Source organism: Lentzea sp., assembly GCF_036380075.1.
Classification (GTDB): domain Bacteria; phylum Actinomycetota; class Actinomycetes; order Mycobacteriales; family Pseudonocardiaceae; genus Lentzea.
Genome location: NZ_DASVFL010000060.1, coordinates 11,217 through 26,794, shown reverse-complemented (window position 1 = coordinate 26,794; position 15,578 = coordinate 11,217). Strand labels below are relative to the sequence as shown.

The 15,578-nt window shown below is 71.1% G+C and carries 13 protein-coding genes; 4 read left to right on the top strand and 9 right to left on the bottom strand.

What is annotated here, in order from left to right:
• Positions 1 to 86 precede the first annotated feature (86 nt).
• The 4 genes from VF330_RS07285 to VF330_RS07270 all read right to left on the bottom strand — a co-directional run bounded on the left by VF330_RS07285 (position 87) and on the right by VF330_RS07270 (position 3,496).
• A complete protein-coding gene (locus VF330_RS07285) occupies positions 87 to 1,394 on the bottom strand; it encodes a HAMP domain-containing sensor histidine kinase (RefSeq protein ID WP_330850735.1) in 1,308 nt (435 codons plus the stop codon).
• Positions 1,391 to 2,062 (bottom strand): response regulator transcription factor, encoded by a 672-nt coding sequence (locus tag VF330_RS07280; RefSeq protein ID WP_330850734.1) that lies wholly within the window; start codon positions 2,060 to 2,062, stop codon positions 1,391 to 1,393. The genes VF330_RS07285 and VF330_RS07280 overlap by 4 nt, the downstream gene beginning before the upstream one ends.
• A gap of 132 nt (positions 2,063 to 2,194) precedes the next feature.
• Entirely contained in the window at positions 2,195 to 2,557 is a 363-nt protein-coding gene (locus VF330_RS07275) for a hypothetical protein (RefSeq protein ID WP_330850733.1), read from the bottom strand.
• A gap of 66 nt (positions 2,558 to 2,623) precedes the next feature.
• On the bottom strand, positions 2,624 to 3,496 hold the full coding sequence (locus VF330_RS07270; RefSeq protein ID WP_330850732.1) for a tetratricopeptide repeat protein: 873 nt from the start codon (positions 3,494 to 3,496) through the stop codon (positions 2,624 to 2,626).
• A gap of 156 nt (positions 3,497 to 3,652) precedes the next feature.
• On the opposite strand from VF330_RS07270, the gene VF330_RS07265 reads away from it, so the two are divergent.
• Positions 3,653 to 4,012 (top strand): hypothetical protein, encoded by a 360-nt coding sequence (locus VF330_RS07265; RefSeq protein ID WP_330850731.1) that lies wholly within the window; start codon positions 3,653 to 3,655, stop codon positions 4,010 to 4,012.
• A gap of 18 nt (positions 4,013 to 4,030) precedes the next feature.
• On the opposite strand, the gene VF330_RS07260 is transcribed toward VF330_RS07265, so the two are convergent.
• Positions 4,031 to 4,807 carry a hypothetical protein gene (locus VF330_RS07260; protein ID WP_330850730.1) on the bottom strand — a complete coding sequence of 259 codons (777 nt, stop codon included), beginning with the start codon at positions 4,805 to 4,807 and terminating at the stop codon, positions 4,031 to 4,033.
• Positions 4,808 to 4,990: 183 nt separating this feature from the next.
• On the opposite strand from VF330_RS07260, the gene VF330_RS07255 reads away from it, so the two are divergent.
• From VF330_RS07255 to VF330_RS07245, 3 genes are all read left to right on the top strand, one after another.
• On the top strand, positions 4,991 to 7,225 hold the full coding sequence (locus tag VF330_RS07255) for an ATP-binding protein (protein ID WP_330850729.1): 2,235 nt from the start codon (positions 4,991 to 4,993) through the stop codon (positions 7,223 to 7,225).
• A gap of 296 nt (positions 7,226 to 7,521) precedes the next feature.
• Positions 7,522 to 8,415: a hypothetical protein gene (locus VF330_RS07250; protein ID WP_330850728.1), complete on the top strand. Its 894-nt coding sequence runs from the start codon at positions 7,522 to 7,524 to the stop codon at positions 8,413 to 8,415.
• A 296-nt stretch (positions 8,416 to 8,711) separates the two neighbouring features.
• On the top strand, positions 8,712 to 11,648 hold the full coding sequence (locus tag VF330_RS07245) for an AfsR/SARP family transcriptional regulator (RefSeq protein WP_330850727.1): 2,937 nt from the start codon (positions 8,712 to 8,714) through the stop codon (positions 11,646 to 11,648).
• Here the strand turns inward: VF330_RS07245 and VF330_RS07240 are convergent.
• The 4 genes from VF330_RS07240 to VF330_RS07225 all read right to left on the bottom strand — a co-directional run bounded on the left by VF330_RS07240 (position 11,629) and on the right by VF330_RS07225 (position 15,501).
• Positions 11,629 to 12,429, bottom strand: a complete 801-nt coding sequence (locus VF330_RS07240; RefSeq protein ID WP_330850726.1) for a phospholipid scramblase-related protein — start codon at positions 12,427 to 12,429, stop codon at positions 11,629 to 11,631. The genes VF330_RS07245 and VF330_RS07240 overlap by 20 nt on opposite strands.
• Before the next feature lie 83 nt (positions 12,430 to 12,512).
• Positions 12,513 to 12,704, bottom strand: coding sequence for a ferredoxin (locus VF330_RS07235; protein WP_330850725.1), 192 nt, complete (start codon positions 12,702 to 12,704; stop codon positions 12,513 to 12,515).
• On the bottom strand, positions 12,701 to 13,909 hold the full coding sequence (locus VF330_RS07230) for a cytochrome P450 (RefSeq protein WP_330850724.1): 1,209 nt from the start codon (positions 13,907 to 13,909) through the stop codon (positions 12,701 to 12,703). The genes VF330_RS07235 and VF330_RS07230 overlap by 4 nt, the downstream gene beginning before the upstream one ends.
• Positions 13,906 to 15,501, bottom strand: coding sequence for an ABC-F family ATP-binding cassette domain-containing protein (locus VF330_RS07225; protein WP_330850723.1), 1,596 nt, complete (start codon positions 15,499 to 15,501; stop codon positions 13,906 to 13,908). The genes VF330_RS07230 and VF330_RS07225 overlap by 4 nt, the downstream gene beginning before the upstream one ends.
• Positions 15,502 to 15,578: the final 77 nt, after the last annotated feature.

The window sequence follows — 15,578 nt, the reverse complement described above, 5'->3', positions numbered from 1 at the left end:
CGGCGGCTTTCAGCGGTGTCAGCGTCAGCTCTCCGCGAGAGCAGCGTGGAAGCTGTCGTGTCCCCCATGGTGGACAGATCGCGATTTCACCCGATCGTGTTAGCGGATGGCAGGGTGACGGTGAACGCCGCGCCGCCCTCCGGCGCCGGACCGGCCGTGATCGTCCCGCCCATCCGCGTCACCAGCCCGTGCACCAGCGCCAGCCCCACACCGGTCCCCACCGGCCGCGAGTCCTGGTACCGGTCGTGCAGCACGCCGCGGTCGAACGCCACGGGGTAGTCCTCGGCGGCGAGGCCGGGGCCGCCGTCGCGGACTTGCAGGACGGACGACAGGGCCAGCACCACGGGGCGGCCGGCTGGGGTGACGCGCAGGGCGTTCTCCAGCAGGCCGTCGATGACCTGGCGCAGGCGGCGGGCGTCGGCGTGGACCACCGGGGAGGCGGAGACTTCCAGCGCGAACGCCACCCCGCGGGCGTGGCAGCGGGCGTGCCAGACCTCGGCGGCCGAGCGGACCACCGGTTCCAGGGCCACGGTCGCCAGGTCCAGGCGGAAGTCGTCGGCGCCGAGGCGGGCCAGGTCCAGCAGGTCGGTCACCAGGCGGTCGAGCCTCCTGGCCTCGTCGAGGATCACCGTGCCGACCGGCGCCACCTGCGAGCCCGTGACCACGCCGTCGGCCAGCGACTCGGCGAAGCCCGTCACGGCGGTCAGCGGGGTGCGGAGCTCGTGGGAGACGGAGAGCAGGAAGTCGCGTTGGCGGGACTCGCTGTGCTGCAACGCGTCCGCCAGTGTGTTCACGGAGGTGGCGACCTCGGCCAGTTCCACCGTGCCGACGACCGGGACGCGGAGGTCTCGGCGGCCCGCGCTCATCGAGTGGGCCACGGACGCCACCCTGCGCAGCGGACGGGCCAGCACCGTGCCCACGGCCAGGCCCGCCAGGCAGGCCACGACCAGGCCGATGCCCAGGGCGAACAGGATGTTGCGGACCAGCTTGCGGTAGGTGCCGCTCGTCTCGGTCTCCTGGACCAGGGCGAAGCCGCCCGAGCCCGAGGGACGGGCCTCCACGTTCAGGCGGCCGCTCACGCCGGTCACCGGGGTGCCGGTCAGGACGCGTTCCGCCTTGACGTCGCGGGCCGCGCGGACGGCGGCACGGTCGGAGCCGGTCACCTCGCCGGTGGCGGAGATCCGCACGATCGCGATGCCCTGGCCCTCCAGGACCTGCTCGACGCGGTTGTTCGAGATCTGGCCCGCCACGACGTCGGCCTGGGAGCTCAGGATGTCGCGGCTCACCTGCTGCGAGGAGGTGAGGACCAGGCGGGTCGACACGACACCGGCGATCAGCACCGCGACGAACGCGACTCCCAGGCACACCAACGCGATCCGCGCCGCCAGGTTCATGACGCGTCCGCCGAGTAGCCGACGCCGCGCACCGTCCGAATAGGACTCAAGCTTCCGAACTTGGCGCGCAGCTGCGCGATGTGGACGTCCACGGTCCGTGTGCCGGCTACGGACGAATAGCCCCACACGGCCGAGAGAAGCTGCTCTCGCGAGAACACTTGGCGTGGGTGCTTCATCAGGTGCGAGAGCAGCCCGAACTCCGTCGACGTCAAGGACACCTCGTCAGAACCGGCGAACGCGCGCCGTTCGCCGACATCGAGCCGTACGGAACCCACCTGCAGAACGACCGGCACGACCGCGGACGAACGTCGCAGAACCGTGCGCACTCGCAATGCCAGCTCGCGTGGGCTGAACGGTTTGGTGATGTAGTCGTCGGCCCCCAGCTCCAGGCCCAGCAGGCGGTCCACCTCGTCGTCGCGGGCCGTCACGAACAGCACCGGGGTCCAGTCGCCGGACGCCCGCAGCGCCCGGCAGACCTCGATGCCGTTCATGCCGGGCAGGCCGACGTCGAGCACCACCGCGACGGGCGAGAGCGAGCGGACCGCGGCCAGTGCCGCGTCCCCCGAGAACTCCAGGTGCACGCCGAAGCCGTCGCGCCGCAGGTACAGCGCCACGAGCTCGGCGATCGCCGGTTCGTCCTCCACGACGAGCACCAGGCCACGTTCCACGCGTTCACCCCGGCTGGTTGATGTCCGACTCGATGCTGTTCAACGTTGATTCCACATCATCCAAGTCCGCTGCCGGCGCTTCACTGCGGCACGCCGTCAGCGACATGACCAGCAGCACCGCGGCGACCCACCTCACTTGGCACCGCAATGCTTGGTCTTGAACTCGGCGATGCGCTCCGAGGTCTTCCCCAGCTTGACGAGCTGCGCGTCCCGCAGCTTCAACCGGGCGTCCAGCACGTCCGCGCGGGCCGTGTTGCCGTCCTTGCGCGCCTCGGCGGCCCTCTGCTCGATCCACTTCTTCGAGCCCAGCGTCTCCGCCGTGCCGTTGATCCGGTCGGTGAGCGCCTTCACCTTGGCCTCGACCCGCGGCACGCGCTCGGTACACGTCTTCTGCACCTTCTCGGGGCTGGGCGTGCTCGGCTCCTGCGCCGACGCGGTGCCCGCGCCGAGCAGCAGCAGTCCGATCACGAGCCCACCGATCTTCGAGATGTTCATGCCACGAACGATGGCGGAGCACCGTCAGGACCAGGTCCGCCGAATGTTCGGGTTCTGCAAAGATCGTCAGGGCAACGACACGCCGTGAGAAGCCGCCGCCTGCACGAGGGGCCGCATCCGGTCCCACACCCGCTCGGACCGCAGCTCCTCCGCCGCGTTCATCGCCCGCGTCCCGACGGCCGTGCCCTCGTCGGCGTCGCCGTCCAGGAAGTGGCACGTCGCCAGCGCGATCAGGCAGAACGTCGAGCTGCGCGCCATCGCGGGCCCGAAGCTCTCGATCGCCGAACGCAGCGCGGGAATGGCGGCGCGGGTGTCGCCGAGCTCCGCGTGGACGATCCCGGTCATCGCGACCAGGTCCGTCTCGTCATGGAACCGCGCCCAGTCCGGCGCGTGCGCCAGGTCCGCGGCCGCGAACGAGTCCTTCGCCCTGCCCAGCGCGCGCACCGCTTCATCGGAACGTCCCTGGCGTGCGTACGCCCAAGCCTCGTTCACGAACATGATGCTCGACGCCAACGGCGCGAACGCTCCCCTCTGGAAGTACGCCAACGCATCGCCCGGCGCGCCGTGATGCAGGTGCACGCGCCCACGCCGGTACACGATGTTCGTCGTCAGATCCTCGTCGTGGCGCGCGAAGTCCAGCGCGCGGTCGAAGTGGTGGTACGCCGCTCCGACCTGGCCGCTGTCGAACGACGTCCACCCGGCCAGGTTGTGCAGGTCCGCGACGGCGGAGAGCAGCCGCGAGCGCACGACGTCGGACGCCTCGGCCGCCAGCAGCTGCTGCGCCCAGTAGATCCGCACGACGACGGCGTCCCGGCAGGCCCCTCCGCCGTGCCGGTAGTCCACCGAGCGCAGGGAACGCGTCTGCGCCTCCAGCTGGTCCACATCGCTCATCCCGATGCGGGCGGAGTGCGGAGGAGGGAAGTACGCAGGATTCGCCATGTCGGTACACACCTCTGCGCCGTTGAAATCCGAGCGTAAAGGGCTCGTGACAAGCTGAGAAGAGATGCACGGCGCAGTGGAATCCCATTCGCGGCGCGATTGAACAGGTATTAATGCGGGTAGGCACGCCCGCTCCGGAGGAGCAGTGTTCTGCACATGAGGCGACGCGCCCACCTGCGACTGGTGACCTCCCGCACGACCCCCGACCCGGCCATGACCGCTGTCCTCGACGCCGAGGACCTGGCGGAAGAGCTCGGCCTCGACCCCCACGCCAGAGTCACGTGCGGGCTGCATCGCCGCTGGTTGCACCAGTGCGTGACCAAGCCCGAGCACGTCATCCCCGTCACCGGCCACCGCTGGTGCCGTCCGTGCGGCAGCCCTCTCGAGGTGTTCGTCGACGAGACGACGGCGCGCCTGTCGTGCCCGAACTGCGGCACGCGCACGCCGGACACGGCAGCGAACCGCCAGGTCGTCCGAGCGTGCCGGACGAGCCTGGCCGCGATGCGCGCCAGGTAGAACGACGACCCGGAAGTGTTAACCCTGGTGGGTGAAGGCTGCGGCCTCCGGCAGGAAGATCGGGGGTCGCCCGCTGTCCGCCGGCACGTCGAGCAACGCCCAGATGATGTGCCGTCCGCAGCCGGCCGGGGTCTCGCCCATGCTGAAGTTGCACACGGCGATGGACGCGACGTTGTGCCGCATGACGTGCCACTGCTTGAGGTCCAGCCGTGCGGTCGTGCGCACGGCGACGGACAACTTGTCGCCACGCATGCGCAGCAGCAGCGCCAGAGGGCTGTCGTCCTCGACGTGAGACACCAGCTCGACGGCTACCTGCGGCGCGACGTCGAGCATCGACTGGACGCCCCACCGCTCGCAGGCGCGTTCGGTGATCCGCTCGGTCACGTGCGGCAGGCAGCGGCACGTCGGCAGCGCCGCGTCCACCCGGTCCTCGTGCTTGAGCCGCACCACGGCGGCCACCGCCGTCGCGGTCGTGGCGTGCATCGGGATGTGCCGCGGCAGCCCGCGCGACTCCAGCGTCGAGCGCAGCCGGTGGTCGCTCACGACGAGGCTCATCGAGATGCCCGGCCAGCGCGCCGCGGACAGCCACACGACGTCGAACACGACGAGCAGCGCCGGCGACTCCGCGACCAGGTCGTCGAGCTCCACGACCACGCCCACGAGCTCCTTCGTGGCGCAGTCGAGCAGCACGTCCTGCACGCGCAGGTACGTCGTCCAGTCGAGCCGCCCGCTGAACCGGACGACGAGCACGCCGTTCTGCTCGCGGACGTCCACCTCCAGGCCCTCACCGGTCACGGGTCCCCCTCCCACAGGTGTGTCCCAAGCCTTCAAGGCTCACCCGGTGACTGCATCGGCCCTAGGGGGTAACTACCCGTGTTTCGGCGTTGGTGCCTCCGGGGGACCGCGTTGCAGCGGAAGAACGGGCCGACCTAGGGTGCCGCTGTGGGCGGTTCGCTTTCCCCGGGTCGCAAGGGCAACTTGCCTGCCGACACCACTGCTTTCGTCGGCCGCAGGCACGACGTCGGCGAAGTGCGGAGGCTGCTGTCCGAGTCGCGCCTGGTCACCCTGACGGGTGTCGGCGGGGTGGGGAAGACGCGACTGGCTCTGCGGCTCGCCGCTGACCTGCACCGGGCGTTCCGCGACGGCGTGTGGTTCGTCGAGCTGGGCGGCGTCACCGACCCGGAACTGGTCGTGCACACCGTCCTGGAACAGCTGGGCGTCCACGACGACACGGTCCGACGGCACCACACGGTCCTGGTGGAACACCTGCGCGACCGGCAGCTGCTGGTGGTGCTGGACAACTGCGAGCACGTCGTGGAGGCCACCGCCGAGCTCGTGGACGTGCTGCTGCGGTCCTCCCGCGGCCTGCGCGTGCTCGTGACCAGCAGGGAACGCCTGGGGGTCGACGGCGAGCACCTGTGGCAGGTCGCGCCGCTGCCGAGGGACCCGGCGCTCGCGCTGTTCGCCGAACGGGCCGCCGCCGTCGAGCCGGGGTTCGTCCTCGGACCGCAGAACCACGAGCAGGTCAGCAGGATCTGCGCGCTCCTGGACGGGATTCCGCTCGCCATCGAGCTGGCCGCCGTGCGCCTGCGCGTGCTGACGCTCGACCACCTGCTGTCCAGACTGGACAACACGTTCCGGGTGCTGGCCGACGGCAAGCGGGGCGGCGACCCGCGACACCAGACGTTGCAGGCCGCGGTGGACTGGAGCTTCCACCTCTGCACGCGGCCCGAGCAGGTCCTGTGGGCGCGGGCGTCGGTGTTCTCCGGGACGTTCGACCTCCAGGCCGCGGAACGGGTCTGCTCCGGCGACGGCACCCCGCCCGACGGGATCATGCAGTCGCTGACCGGTCTCGTCGACAAGTCCGTCGTCGTGTCCGAGCAGCACCCGTCCGGCACGCGCTTCCGGTTGCTGGAGCCGTTGCGGCAGTACGGCCTGCAGAACCTGCGCGGGGCCGGCCGCGAACAGGTGGTGCGGCAACGCCACCGCGACCACTACATCGAGTGGGCCCGGCGGCGGGAGGGGGAGTGGTTCGGCCCGGCGCAGCCGCAGATCTTCGCGCTGACCCGGCTGGAGCACCAGAACCTCCGGTCGGCGCTGGACTTCTGCTTCGACAACGACGGCGACCACTGCGTGCACCTCGCCGGCACGCTGTGGTTCTACTGGGCCGGCTGCGGCATGCTCGGCGAGGGCCGCCACTGGCTGGACCGCGCGCTGGCCGACGCGGCGCCGGGCCCGTTGCGCGCGAAGGCGTTGTGGGTCAACGGGTACGTGGCGACGTTGCAGGGCGACATCCCCGCGTCCAGGCGGATGCTGGAGGAGTGCCGCGCCTACGCCGTCGACGCCGGGGACGGGCTCGCGCTGGCCTACGCGACCCACCGCCTCGCCTGCACGCACCTGATCGGTGACGACCTCGCCCTCGCCGACGCGCTGTTCCTGGAGGCCAAGACCCTGTACCGCGGCCAGGGGACGGTGAACAGCCACACCATGCTCGCCGACGTGGAACTGGCGATCTCGGCGACGTTCCAGCGCGACTTCGCCGCCGCGGAACGGCTCTGCAGCGAGGCCAAGGCCGTCGGCGAGGAGCACGGCGAGCTGTGGGCGCAGGCGTACGCGACCTACGTGCTGGCGTTGTGCGCGTGGGTCCGCGGCGACTTCCCGCGCGCCGACCAGCTCGGCAAGGAGTGCCTGCGGATCAAGCGGACGTTCCACGACCTGCTCGGCATCGTGCTCGCGCTGGAGGTGCTGGCCTGGATCGCGGCGTCGCAGGGCAACGCGGCGCGCGCGGCGACGCTGCTGGGCGCCACCAACGAGATCTGGCACACCGTCGGCTACCCGATGTTCGGCTCGCGCCACTTCGGCGCCCCGCACGGCGCGTGCGAGTCCGAGGCCATCTCCGTGCTGGGCGAGCAGGAGTTCCGCGCGGTGTTCCGCAAGGGCATGGACCTGGAGCTGGAGGACGCCATCGCGTTCGCGATCGGGGAGGAGCAGGGCGAACGCGCGCGGCCGGCCGAGGCGGAGCCCACACCGCTGACCCGGCGCGAGCAGCAGGTGGCCGACCTCATCGCCGGGGGCCTGTCGAACAAGGAGATCGCGGCCCGGCTGGTGATCGCGCGCCGGACCGCGGAAGGGCACGTGGAGCGGATCCTGCAGAAGCTCGGGTTCTCGTCGCGGGCGCAGATCGCGACCTGGGTGACGGAACGCCGCGCCTAGACCGTCCCGAGTGGACTGACTCCGGTTCGCGGAGGGAGCGCGCACAAGAGTGACTCGGGCCGCCATTCCGGTGAGACGTCCTCACCGTGCGAACGGGTTCGGTTCCTCCGAACCGGAAGACCCCTTTCCGACCAGGCCGAACAATGGGATGGTGACGGCGGCGCGGTGAATACCGGCGGTGCGTGACGGGTATCTCCACGGAGAGCTTCCGACGTACGTCAGGAGGACCAGCTGTGTTCAACGGCGAAGCATTTCCAGCTCGCGTGGACAAAACCGATGTGCGGCATGTCGAAACGTTGACGAGCGCGCTTCGGGCACTGGACCAGGAGTACGGCGGAGGCGCGTGCCGGGACGCCTGCGTGGCGTTGCTCGGCTGGGCGAACCCGCTGCTCGACGCCGGCTCGTCGGGACGGGTGCTGCACCGGCTCCAGGTGGCCATCGCGGACCTGCACAACCTGGCCGGCTGGGCCTCGTTCGACCTGGGCCTGCTGGAGTCCGCGCACCGGCACTTCGGCCGGGCGATGGACCTGGCGCGCGCGTCGGGCAACAGCGCGCTGGAGGCCAACATCCACTACCGGATGGGCCGCGTGCACCTGCACTACGAGCTCGCCGAGGACGCGCTGGCGTCGTTCCGGTTCGGTCTGCCCATCGCGCAGGCCAGCGGCTCGACGCTCGCCGTGTCGATCCTGCACGCCAACGAGGCGTGGGCGCTCGCGAAGATGGGCGCGGAAAGGCAGGCGCTGCGCCAGTTCGCCCGCGCGCAGGACGAGTTCGACCGCGCGGAGACCGAGGAGGCGCCGCCGTGGGCGCGGTTCTTCGACCTCGCGGACCTGGTGTCGATCGGCGGCATGGTCCACACCGAGCTGGCGCGCACGTGCGACGTGAAGTACGCGCGGACGGCGATCCCGTTGCTCACCAGGGCGATCTCGGCCGGGGGCCAGGACGCGTCGCGCAGCCAGTCGTTCCGGCTCGCGGCGCTCGCGGTCAACTACCTGGTGCAGAACGAACCCGAACGCGCCTGCGAGGTCGGGGAACGGGCGATGGCGGTGTCCGGGCCCATCCGCTCGGCCCGCACGCGCGACCGCATGCGGCCGCTCAAGCAGGAGGCGGACCGGTTGCGCGGCAACGAGGCCGCGGACCAGCTGTCGGCGCGGCTCGGGGTGTTCATGAGGTCGCAGGGCGCGGCTTGAGCGACCGGGCGTCGCCGGGGCCCGCGGAGAGGTTCGGGCTGCGGGCCCCGGCGGCACCGTGACGGAGCGGCACCCGCCTGGGGGGCCGGGACCGCTCCGGACCGGGTGATCAGCAGCGGATCGCGGTGCCGACCTGGCGGAGGACGCTTTCGGCCGGCGCGTCGTCTGCCGTGGACAGCCCGAACGACAACGCGTCGACCACGGGAAAGGTTGTCCTCCTCATGGGCGAGAAGCATCACGTGACCCGCTGACATTTCGCTGACACGCGGGGTTACCGGCTGGTTAGGATCGGGCCCATGCAGCGGCGATGGGAGTTCAGGGTTCTCGGATCGTTGCAGGTCATCGACTCCGGACAGGTCGTGGAACTGCGTTCGGCCAAGCAACGCGTCCTGCTCTCGGCGTTGCTGATGAAAGCCAACGCTCCCGTGTCGTCCTACGAGCTGATGGAACACCTTTGGGGCGACGAGCCTTCCGGTTCCGCGCGGGCGACTTTGCAGACGTACGTCATGCGGTTGCGGCAGGCGCTGGACGACCTCGCCGACCGCAAGCTCGTGCGCACCTGGCCGACCGGCTACTCGATCCACCTCGACGACGACCAGCTCGACCTCCTGACGTTCCAGCGGTTGCGCGCCGAGGCCCGCCGCGCGCCGGACCTGGAGACCGAGGCGCGGCTGCTCGGCGAGGCGGCGGCGTTGTGGCGCGGGCCCGCGCTGGACCAGGTCTCGTCGCTGCGCGTGGAGCAGACCGACGTGCAGCGCCTGAACGAGCAGCGCTGGGAGGTCCTGGAACGCCGCAACGACGCCGAGCTCCAGCTCGGCCGGTACGACCGGGTCGTCGACGAGCTGCGGTCGCTGGTGGCGCAACACCCGCTGCGGGAACGGTTCTGGTTCCAGCTCATGCTCGCGCTGCACCGCACCGGTCAGCAGGCGCAGGCGCTCGACGTCTTCCGCCGCGCGCGCGAGGTGCTCGCCGACGAGCTCGGCATCGACCCCAACAACGAGCTGCGCGCGCTGCACATGGAGGTGCTCGCCGGGTCGTCCGCGCCGGTCGCCGTCCAGTCCGGACCGTCCTGGCTGCCGCCCGCGGTCGGCGACTTCTCCGGCCGCGCCGACGAGGTCGCCCTGCTGACGGCCGGACTGCGCGCCGGTGGCACGTGGACGATCACCGGACCCGGCGGTGTCGGCAAGACGTCGCTGGCCGTGCACTGCGCCCACGCCGTGCGGGACGCGTTCCCGGACGGCCGGCTGTACCTGAACCTGCGCGGCGGCGAGCACAGGCCCGTCGAACCCGCGGCGGCGCTGGACCGGTTGCTGCGCGGCCTCGGAGTCCCCGGCGGCGCCATCCCGTCCTCTGTGGACGAACGGGTGGACCTGTACCGGGACCTGTTGTCGGACCGGCGGGTCCTCGTCGTGCTGGACAACGCGACCACCGAGGCGCAGGTGCGGCCGCTGCTGCCGGGAACCACGTCCGGTGCGGCGCTGGTGACGTCACGGGCGGTGCTGGCGGGGCTGGAGGCGGCGTACGTCGTTCCGCTGGACGTGCTGCCGCCGGACGACGCGCTGGCGCTGCTGCGCGCGGCCGTCGGTGAGGCGCGGTGCGCCGCGGAACCCGAAGCGGCGCGGGAGATCGTGACTTACTGCGGCAAGCTGCCGCTGGCGTTGCGGGTGGCGGCGGCCCGGCTCGTCGCCCGCCCGCACTGGCAGCTGGCGAAGCTCGCCGGCCGGTTGTCCGACGAACGCCGCCGCTTCGACGAGCTGTCGCTGGGCGACCTCGACGTCCGCGCGTCGCTGGCGTTGTCCTACGACGGGCTCGGCGAGTCGCACCGCACGGCGTTCCGGTTGCTGTCGCTGGTCGACACCCCGGACTTCCCGGCGTGGACGGCGTCACCGCTGCTGGGCCTCGACCCCGACGACGCGGAGGACCACGTCGAGGCGCTGGTCGACGCCCGGCTGGTCGACTACGCCGGCCGCGACGCGCTGGGGCAGGTGCGGTACCGGCTGCACGACCTGCTGCGCGCGTTCGGCCGCGAGGCGGCGTCCGAGGACCCGGCCGTCGCGCTGAAGGCGCTGTTCGAGCAGTGGCTGGACCTCGCCACGCGGGCGGACGCGGAGCTGCCGCACCAGGCGGTCCGGCTCGAACCCCGGGCACTGGACCCGTTCGACCTGGGCGACGCCGCAGCCTGGTTCGACGCGGAGTGGCAGAACATCCACGCCCTCGTCACCCAGGCGGTCGCGCTGGGCCTGGACGCGCAGGCCGCCGAGCTGGCGATCCGGTCGGCGGCGTTTTGCGACCTGCGCGCCCGGTTCGACGACTGGGAGCAGATCAACCGCGTCGGGCTGTCGTGCGCGCCGCCGGACCGCAGACCGGTTCTCCTCCAGCAGCGCGGGATCCTGCGCGTGCGGATGCACGACTACGTGGCGGCGTCGGAGGACTTCCAGGCGGCGCAGGAGGGTTTCGCCGCCATCGGGAACGTGTGGGGCGAGGCCTACGGCTGGAGCGGCATGGGCTGGATGCACGAGTGGAGCGGCCGGTCCGCCGAGGCCAGGGAGGCGCACCGCGAGGCCATGTCCCGGTTCGTCGCGTCCGGCAACCCGCACGGCGAGATCGAGGTGCTGTGCTCGCTGGGCGCCATCGAACGGCGGGCCGGCGGCCTGACCGCGGCGTCGGGCTACCTGGAACGGGCGCGGCGGCTCGCGAGCGGGCTGGGCGACGAGCAGAGCGCGCTGATGGCGACGCTGGAACTGGGCCGGCTGCACCAGTTCACCGGCGACCTGGCGGCGTCGGCGGAGTTCCTGCGGACCTCGCTCGCGTCCGCGCAGAGGCTCGGTGATCCGGACATGGCGGCCAACATCCGGCTCTTCCTCGCGGACACGCTGATCCGGTCGGGCGAGGTCGTCCCCGCCGAGGAGCAGCTGCGGCAGGCGTGGGAGTTCTTCGAGGAGCACGACGACCGGCAGGGCCGCATCTGGGTGTGGCGCCTGAGGTCCGGGCTGGCCGGGACGCCGGAGGAAGCGCTGGAGCTGGCGTCGCTCGCGGTGGACCAGTCGCGCGAGATGGACTCGCCGCCGGAGCTCGGCCGGTCGTTGCGCGTGCTCGGCGACGCCCTGGACCGCGCCGGACGCGCCGAGGAGGCCCGCGAGCACTGGCGGCAGGCGGAGGAGATCCTGACGGCGGCGGGGTTCCAGGCGGAGGTCGACGAGCTCCGCCTGGCGGCTAACCCTGGTCCTGGCTGAGCACGGTGTCGACCGTGACACCGGAGGCGATGACCATGCTCAGCAACGGGTCCTGCACCGGCCGGTGGAACTGCACGACGTAGTTGTCCGCGGTCGAGAACATCGCCTTCGCCATGCCCTGCCACGTCTTGGTGATGCGCGCGACCTCGGTGTCGGTGTGGTCGCGCAACGAGAAGTTCCACGCGCGCCAGTTCTCCGCGTAGATCCCGCCGACCTGCATCCCGTTGCACACGTAGGCGAACCGGACCTTTCCGAACACGTTCTCCTGGACGATCTCGCCGACCGGCGCGCCGTCACCGCGTTCGACCAGCACCTTGGACTTCCAGATCGTCGCCGGCCGGGTGACGCGCAGCACCGGGTGGCCCTGGACGTCGCGGATCTCCAGCCGCACGTCGAGCATCGAGTCCATCTTCGTGAAGGCGCGCAACGCCTTCGCGGCACCGGACTGGCCGACCTGCTCGACCGTGCCGATGTGGCGGGCGTGCTGGTCGTAGATGACGTAGGAGTTGGACATCTCGACGAGCTTCGCCTTCTGGTTCACCACCAGGACGGGCTCGGAGAACAGCGTGCCGCCGCCACCGGCCACGGGCTGCTGGATTCCGGCGCGCCGCACCTGCTGCGCGACGCGGTCCTGACCCGTGCCGCCCATCTGCACTTCCAGGTGGTGGGCGTCGGTCTGCTGCCGGCGCGGCTGGGTGTGCGGCGTCCACTGGGTGCCGTCCCACCACCGCACGAAGCGCGGGTCGGCGTTGTCGGGGTACCAGCCGGGCGCGGTGTTCACGCGCACGAGCGTACGACCTCACGACAGCCGTTGGTGCCAGGCGACAGGGCACTTTTCGTCGCCTGGCAGCTCCTGGCAACGGCTCAGCTGACGGTGATGGCCCCCGCCGGGCACAGACCGGCCGCTTCCTTCGCGGTCGCCTCGTGCGCGGCGTCGGGCTCCTCCACCAGGAGCACCACCGTGCCGTCGTCCTCGCTCTGGTCGAAGAGGTCCGGGTCGGTCAAAACGCACATTCCCGAACCGCAACACTTCGCCTGGTCAACGGAAATCCTCATGACGACCACGCTACTGGCAACGAGTGCACGCCGTAGATCCCCATGTCGGTGCGCAGCGGCACGTCGTCGGGATCGGCGTCGAGCCGCAGGTCCGGGAACTCGCTGAACAGCTTGGAGAACCCGATCCGCATCTCGATCCGCGCGAGCTGCTGGCCCAGGCACTGGTGGATGCCGTGACCGAACGCCACGTGGCCGGAGGCGGGCCTGCGCAGGTCGAGCTCGTCGGGGTTGCCCGGGAACCGCTCCGGGTCGCGGTTGGCCGCGGGCACGTGCATCAGCACCGTGTCCCCGGCCTCGATGAGGTGCCCGTCGATCTCCACGTCCTCGGCCGCGGTGCGCACCGGTCCGAAGTGGATGATCGACAGGTAGCGCATCAGCTCCTCGACGGCGTTGTCCAGCACCTCGGGCTCGTCCTTGAGGATCTTGAGCTGGTCGGGGTGCCGCAACAGCGTGAACGTGCCGAGGCCCAGCATGTTCGCCGTGGTCTCGTGCCCGGCGAGCAGGAGCAGCAGCGCCATGTTCGACGCTTCCTCGTCCGTCGGTTCCCCGGTGGCGAGCAGGTCGCTGATCATGTCGTCGCTCGGCGTCTCCTTCTTGCGGGCGATCAGCTCGCGCATGAAGTCCTGGATGCGCGCCAGGGCGTCCATGGCCTCCTGGAACGTCGACTCCAGGCTCAGCAGCGTCGCCGTGTCCTCCTGGAACCTGTGCCGCTCGTCGTAGGCGACGCCCAGCATGGCGCAGATCACCAGTGACGGCACGGGAAGCGCGAACTCCTTGACGAGGTCCGCCCTGCCGCCCAGCGACCGCAGGTGCGCGAGCTGGTCGTCGACGATCTCGCCGATCCAGTCGGACAGCTGGTTCATCCGCCGGACCGTGAACTGGCCCTGCAGCATCCTGCGCAGCCGGGTGTGGTCCGGCGGGTCCTGGCTCAGGAACATGCCCGGCTGGACCTTCCGGCCGCCCTCCGGGATCTCGCCCTGGAACCGCAGGTCGAGCATGTGGTGCTTGTTCGGGTTGGTGGTGAACTTCGGGCTCGCCAGGACCTCGCGCACCTGGTGGTGGCCCGTGACCAGCCAGCCGAGGTGGCCGTCGGAGAACCGCAGCCTGCTGATGCGGGCCTGCTCGCGGATCTCGGCGACCTCGGTGGGCGGGTCGAACGGGGTGGGTCGCGTGGTGGGCAGCTTCTCGGAGATCACTTCGGTCATCTCGCACACCTCCCAGTGCTCGGCAGAAGACCTGCTTCTGAAGCTACAGAAAATTCATGAACTCGTGAAGACGAATTCAGGACCACCGGCCGCCACGAGTCGAAATCCGTCCGCATCTGCCGGTCGTGGGTCGCGACGGCCACGGCGGCCCTCGTCCGCCGCAACGCCTCCGTCAGTTCGTCGACCAGCGCGATCGACAGGTGGTTGGTCGGTTCGTCGAGCAGCAGGACGTGCGGACCGGTGCTCAGCAGGATCGCCAGCTCCAGCCTCCTGCGCTGACCGGTGGACAGCCGCGAGACGGGCCGCGTGAGGTCCTTCCCCGCCAGCAGGCCGAGCTCCTCCGCCCGTGGGCAGAGCCGGGCGGCGGTGGTGTCCTCGTCCTCGAACGCGGGTTCCTGGGCGAGCAGCGCCACCCGGCCGGTGCGGTGGACCGTCCCGGTCGCGGGCGTCAGGCGACCGGCCAGGACGGTCAGCAACGTCGACTTGCCCGCGCCGTTGGGTCCGGTGACCAGCACCTTGTCGCCCGCGCCGAGCGAGATCGGCTCGGTGAGGCTCAGCCGGCCCGGCACCTCGAGCGGGGTGGCGTGCAGCAGGTCGCCGCTCGCCTCCAGCTCCGGCGGGGTGAAGCGCAGCGGGGGCGGGGGAGCGGCGACGCGCTGGTCGTCGAGCTCCTCCAACCGGCGGGCGACGGTGCGCATCCCGTTCGCCGCGCGCGTGGTCCGCTTGTGCCTGGCCGCGCCCTTCGGCGGACGCCAGCCGTCCCGCAGGCGGGACCGGGCCCGGTCGACCTTCTCCGCCAGCTCGTCGTGCTCGGCCTCCTCCTGCGCGAAGCGCTGCTCCCACCGCTGCCGTTCGGCGTGCTTGGCCTCCTTGAACGCCCGGTAGCCGCCGCCGTGCAGGTGCACCGCGCCGTCCGGCGCCGGGTCGAGGTCGAGCAGCTGGGTGCAGACGTCGTCGAGCAACGTGCGGTCGTGGCTCACGAGCACCACGACGCCGTGGTGCTCCCGCAGGCGTTCGGTCAGGAACGCCAGCGCGTCCGCGTCGAGGTGGTTCGTGGGTTCGTCGAGCAGCAGGACGTCGGCGCGTTCGGCGAGCAGGCACGCGAGCCGGACCCGGTAGCGCTGCCCGACGCTGAGGTGCCGCAGCGGCAACGACCTGTCGTGGCCGGCGTCGAGCGCCTCCAGCGCGATCTCGGCGCGGCGGTCGGCGTCCCACGCCTCGATGGCCTCGGCGTGGGCCAGCGCCTTCCCGTACCGCAGCTCGTCGAACGGCTCGGCGGCACTGTCCAGTTCGGACAGTGCGGAGCGGCTCTCGCGCAGTGCCTCGGACAGCAGGTCCCCCACCGTTTCGCCGTCCTGGAACGGCATTTCCTGTCGTACGAGGCTCAACGATCCGTGCCGCGAGACAGTTCCCTGGTCCGGCGCCAGGTCCTCGGCGAGCAGGCGGAGGAGGGTGGTCTTGCCGCGGCCGTTCTCGCCGATGATGCCGAGCCGGTGACCTGCGGAGACAGTCAGCGAGACACCGTCGACGACGGGGCCGGTCTCATAGCCCTTGGTGAGGTCTTGGGTCGTCAGGTGGACATGCGAACGCACGGGGATCCTCTTCTGGGTACGCGAAATCAGGACGTGTTGCGCGGTGGCACACGTCCGAGATCAGAGGTAGAAGACCC

What these genes read in the sequence shown, in the direction of transcription:
- VF330_RS07285 (WP_330850735.1), bottom strand. Translation starts at nt 1,394, where the DNA reads ATGAACCTGGCGGCGCGGATCGCGTTGGTGTGCCTGGGAGTCGCGTTC.
- VF330_RS07275 (WP_330850733.1), bottom strand. Translation starts at nt 2,557, where the DNA reads ATGAACATCTCGAAGATCGGTGGGCTCGTGATCGGACTGCTGCTGCTC.
- VF330_RS07270 (WP_330850732.1), bottom strand. Translation starts at nt 3,496, where the DNA reads ATGGCGAATCCTGCGTACTTCCCTCCTCCGCACTCCGCCCGCATCGGG.
- VF330_RS07265 (WP_330850731.1), top strand. Translation starts at nt 3,653, where the DNA reads ATGAGGCGACGCGCCCACCTGCGACTGGTGACCTCCCGCACGACCCCC.
- VF330_RS07245 (WP_330850727.1), top strand. Translation starts at nt 8,712, where the DNA reads ATGCAGCGGCGATGGGAGTTCAGGGTTCTCGGATCGTTGCAGGTCATC.
- VF330_RS07235 (WP_330850725.1), bottom strand. Translation starts at nt 12,704, where the DNA reads ATGAGGATTTCCGTTGACCAGGCGAAGTGTTGCGGTTCGGGAATGTGC.
- VF330_RS07230 (WP_330850724.1), bottom strand. Translation starts at nt 13,909, where the DNA reads ATGACCGAAGTGATCTCCGAGAAGCTGCCCACCACGCGACCCACCCCG.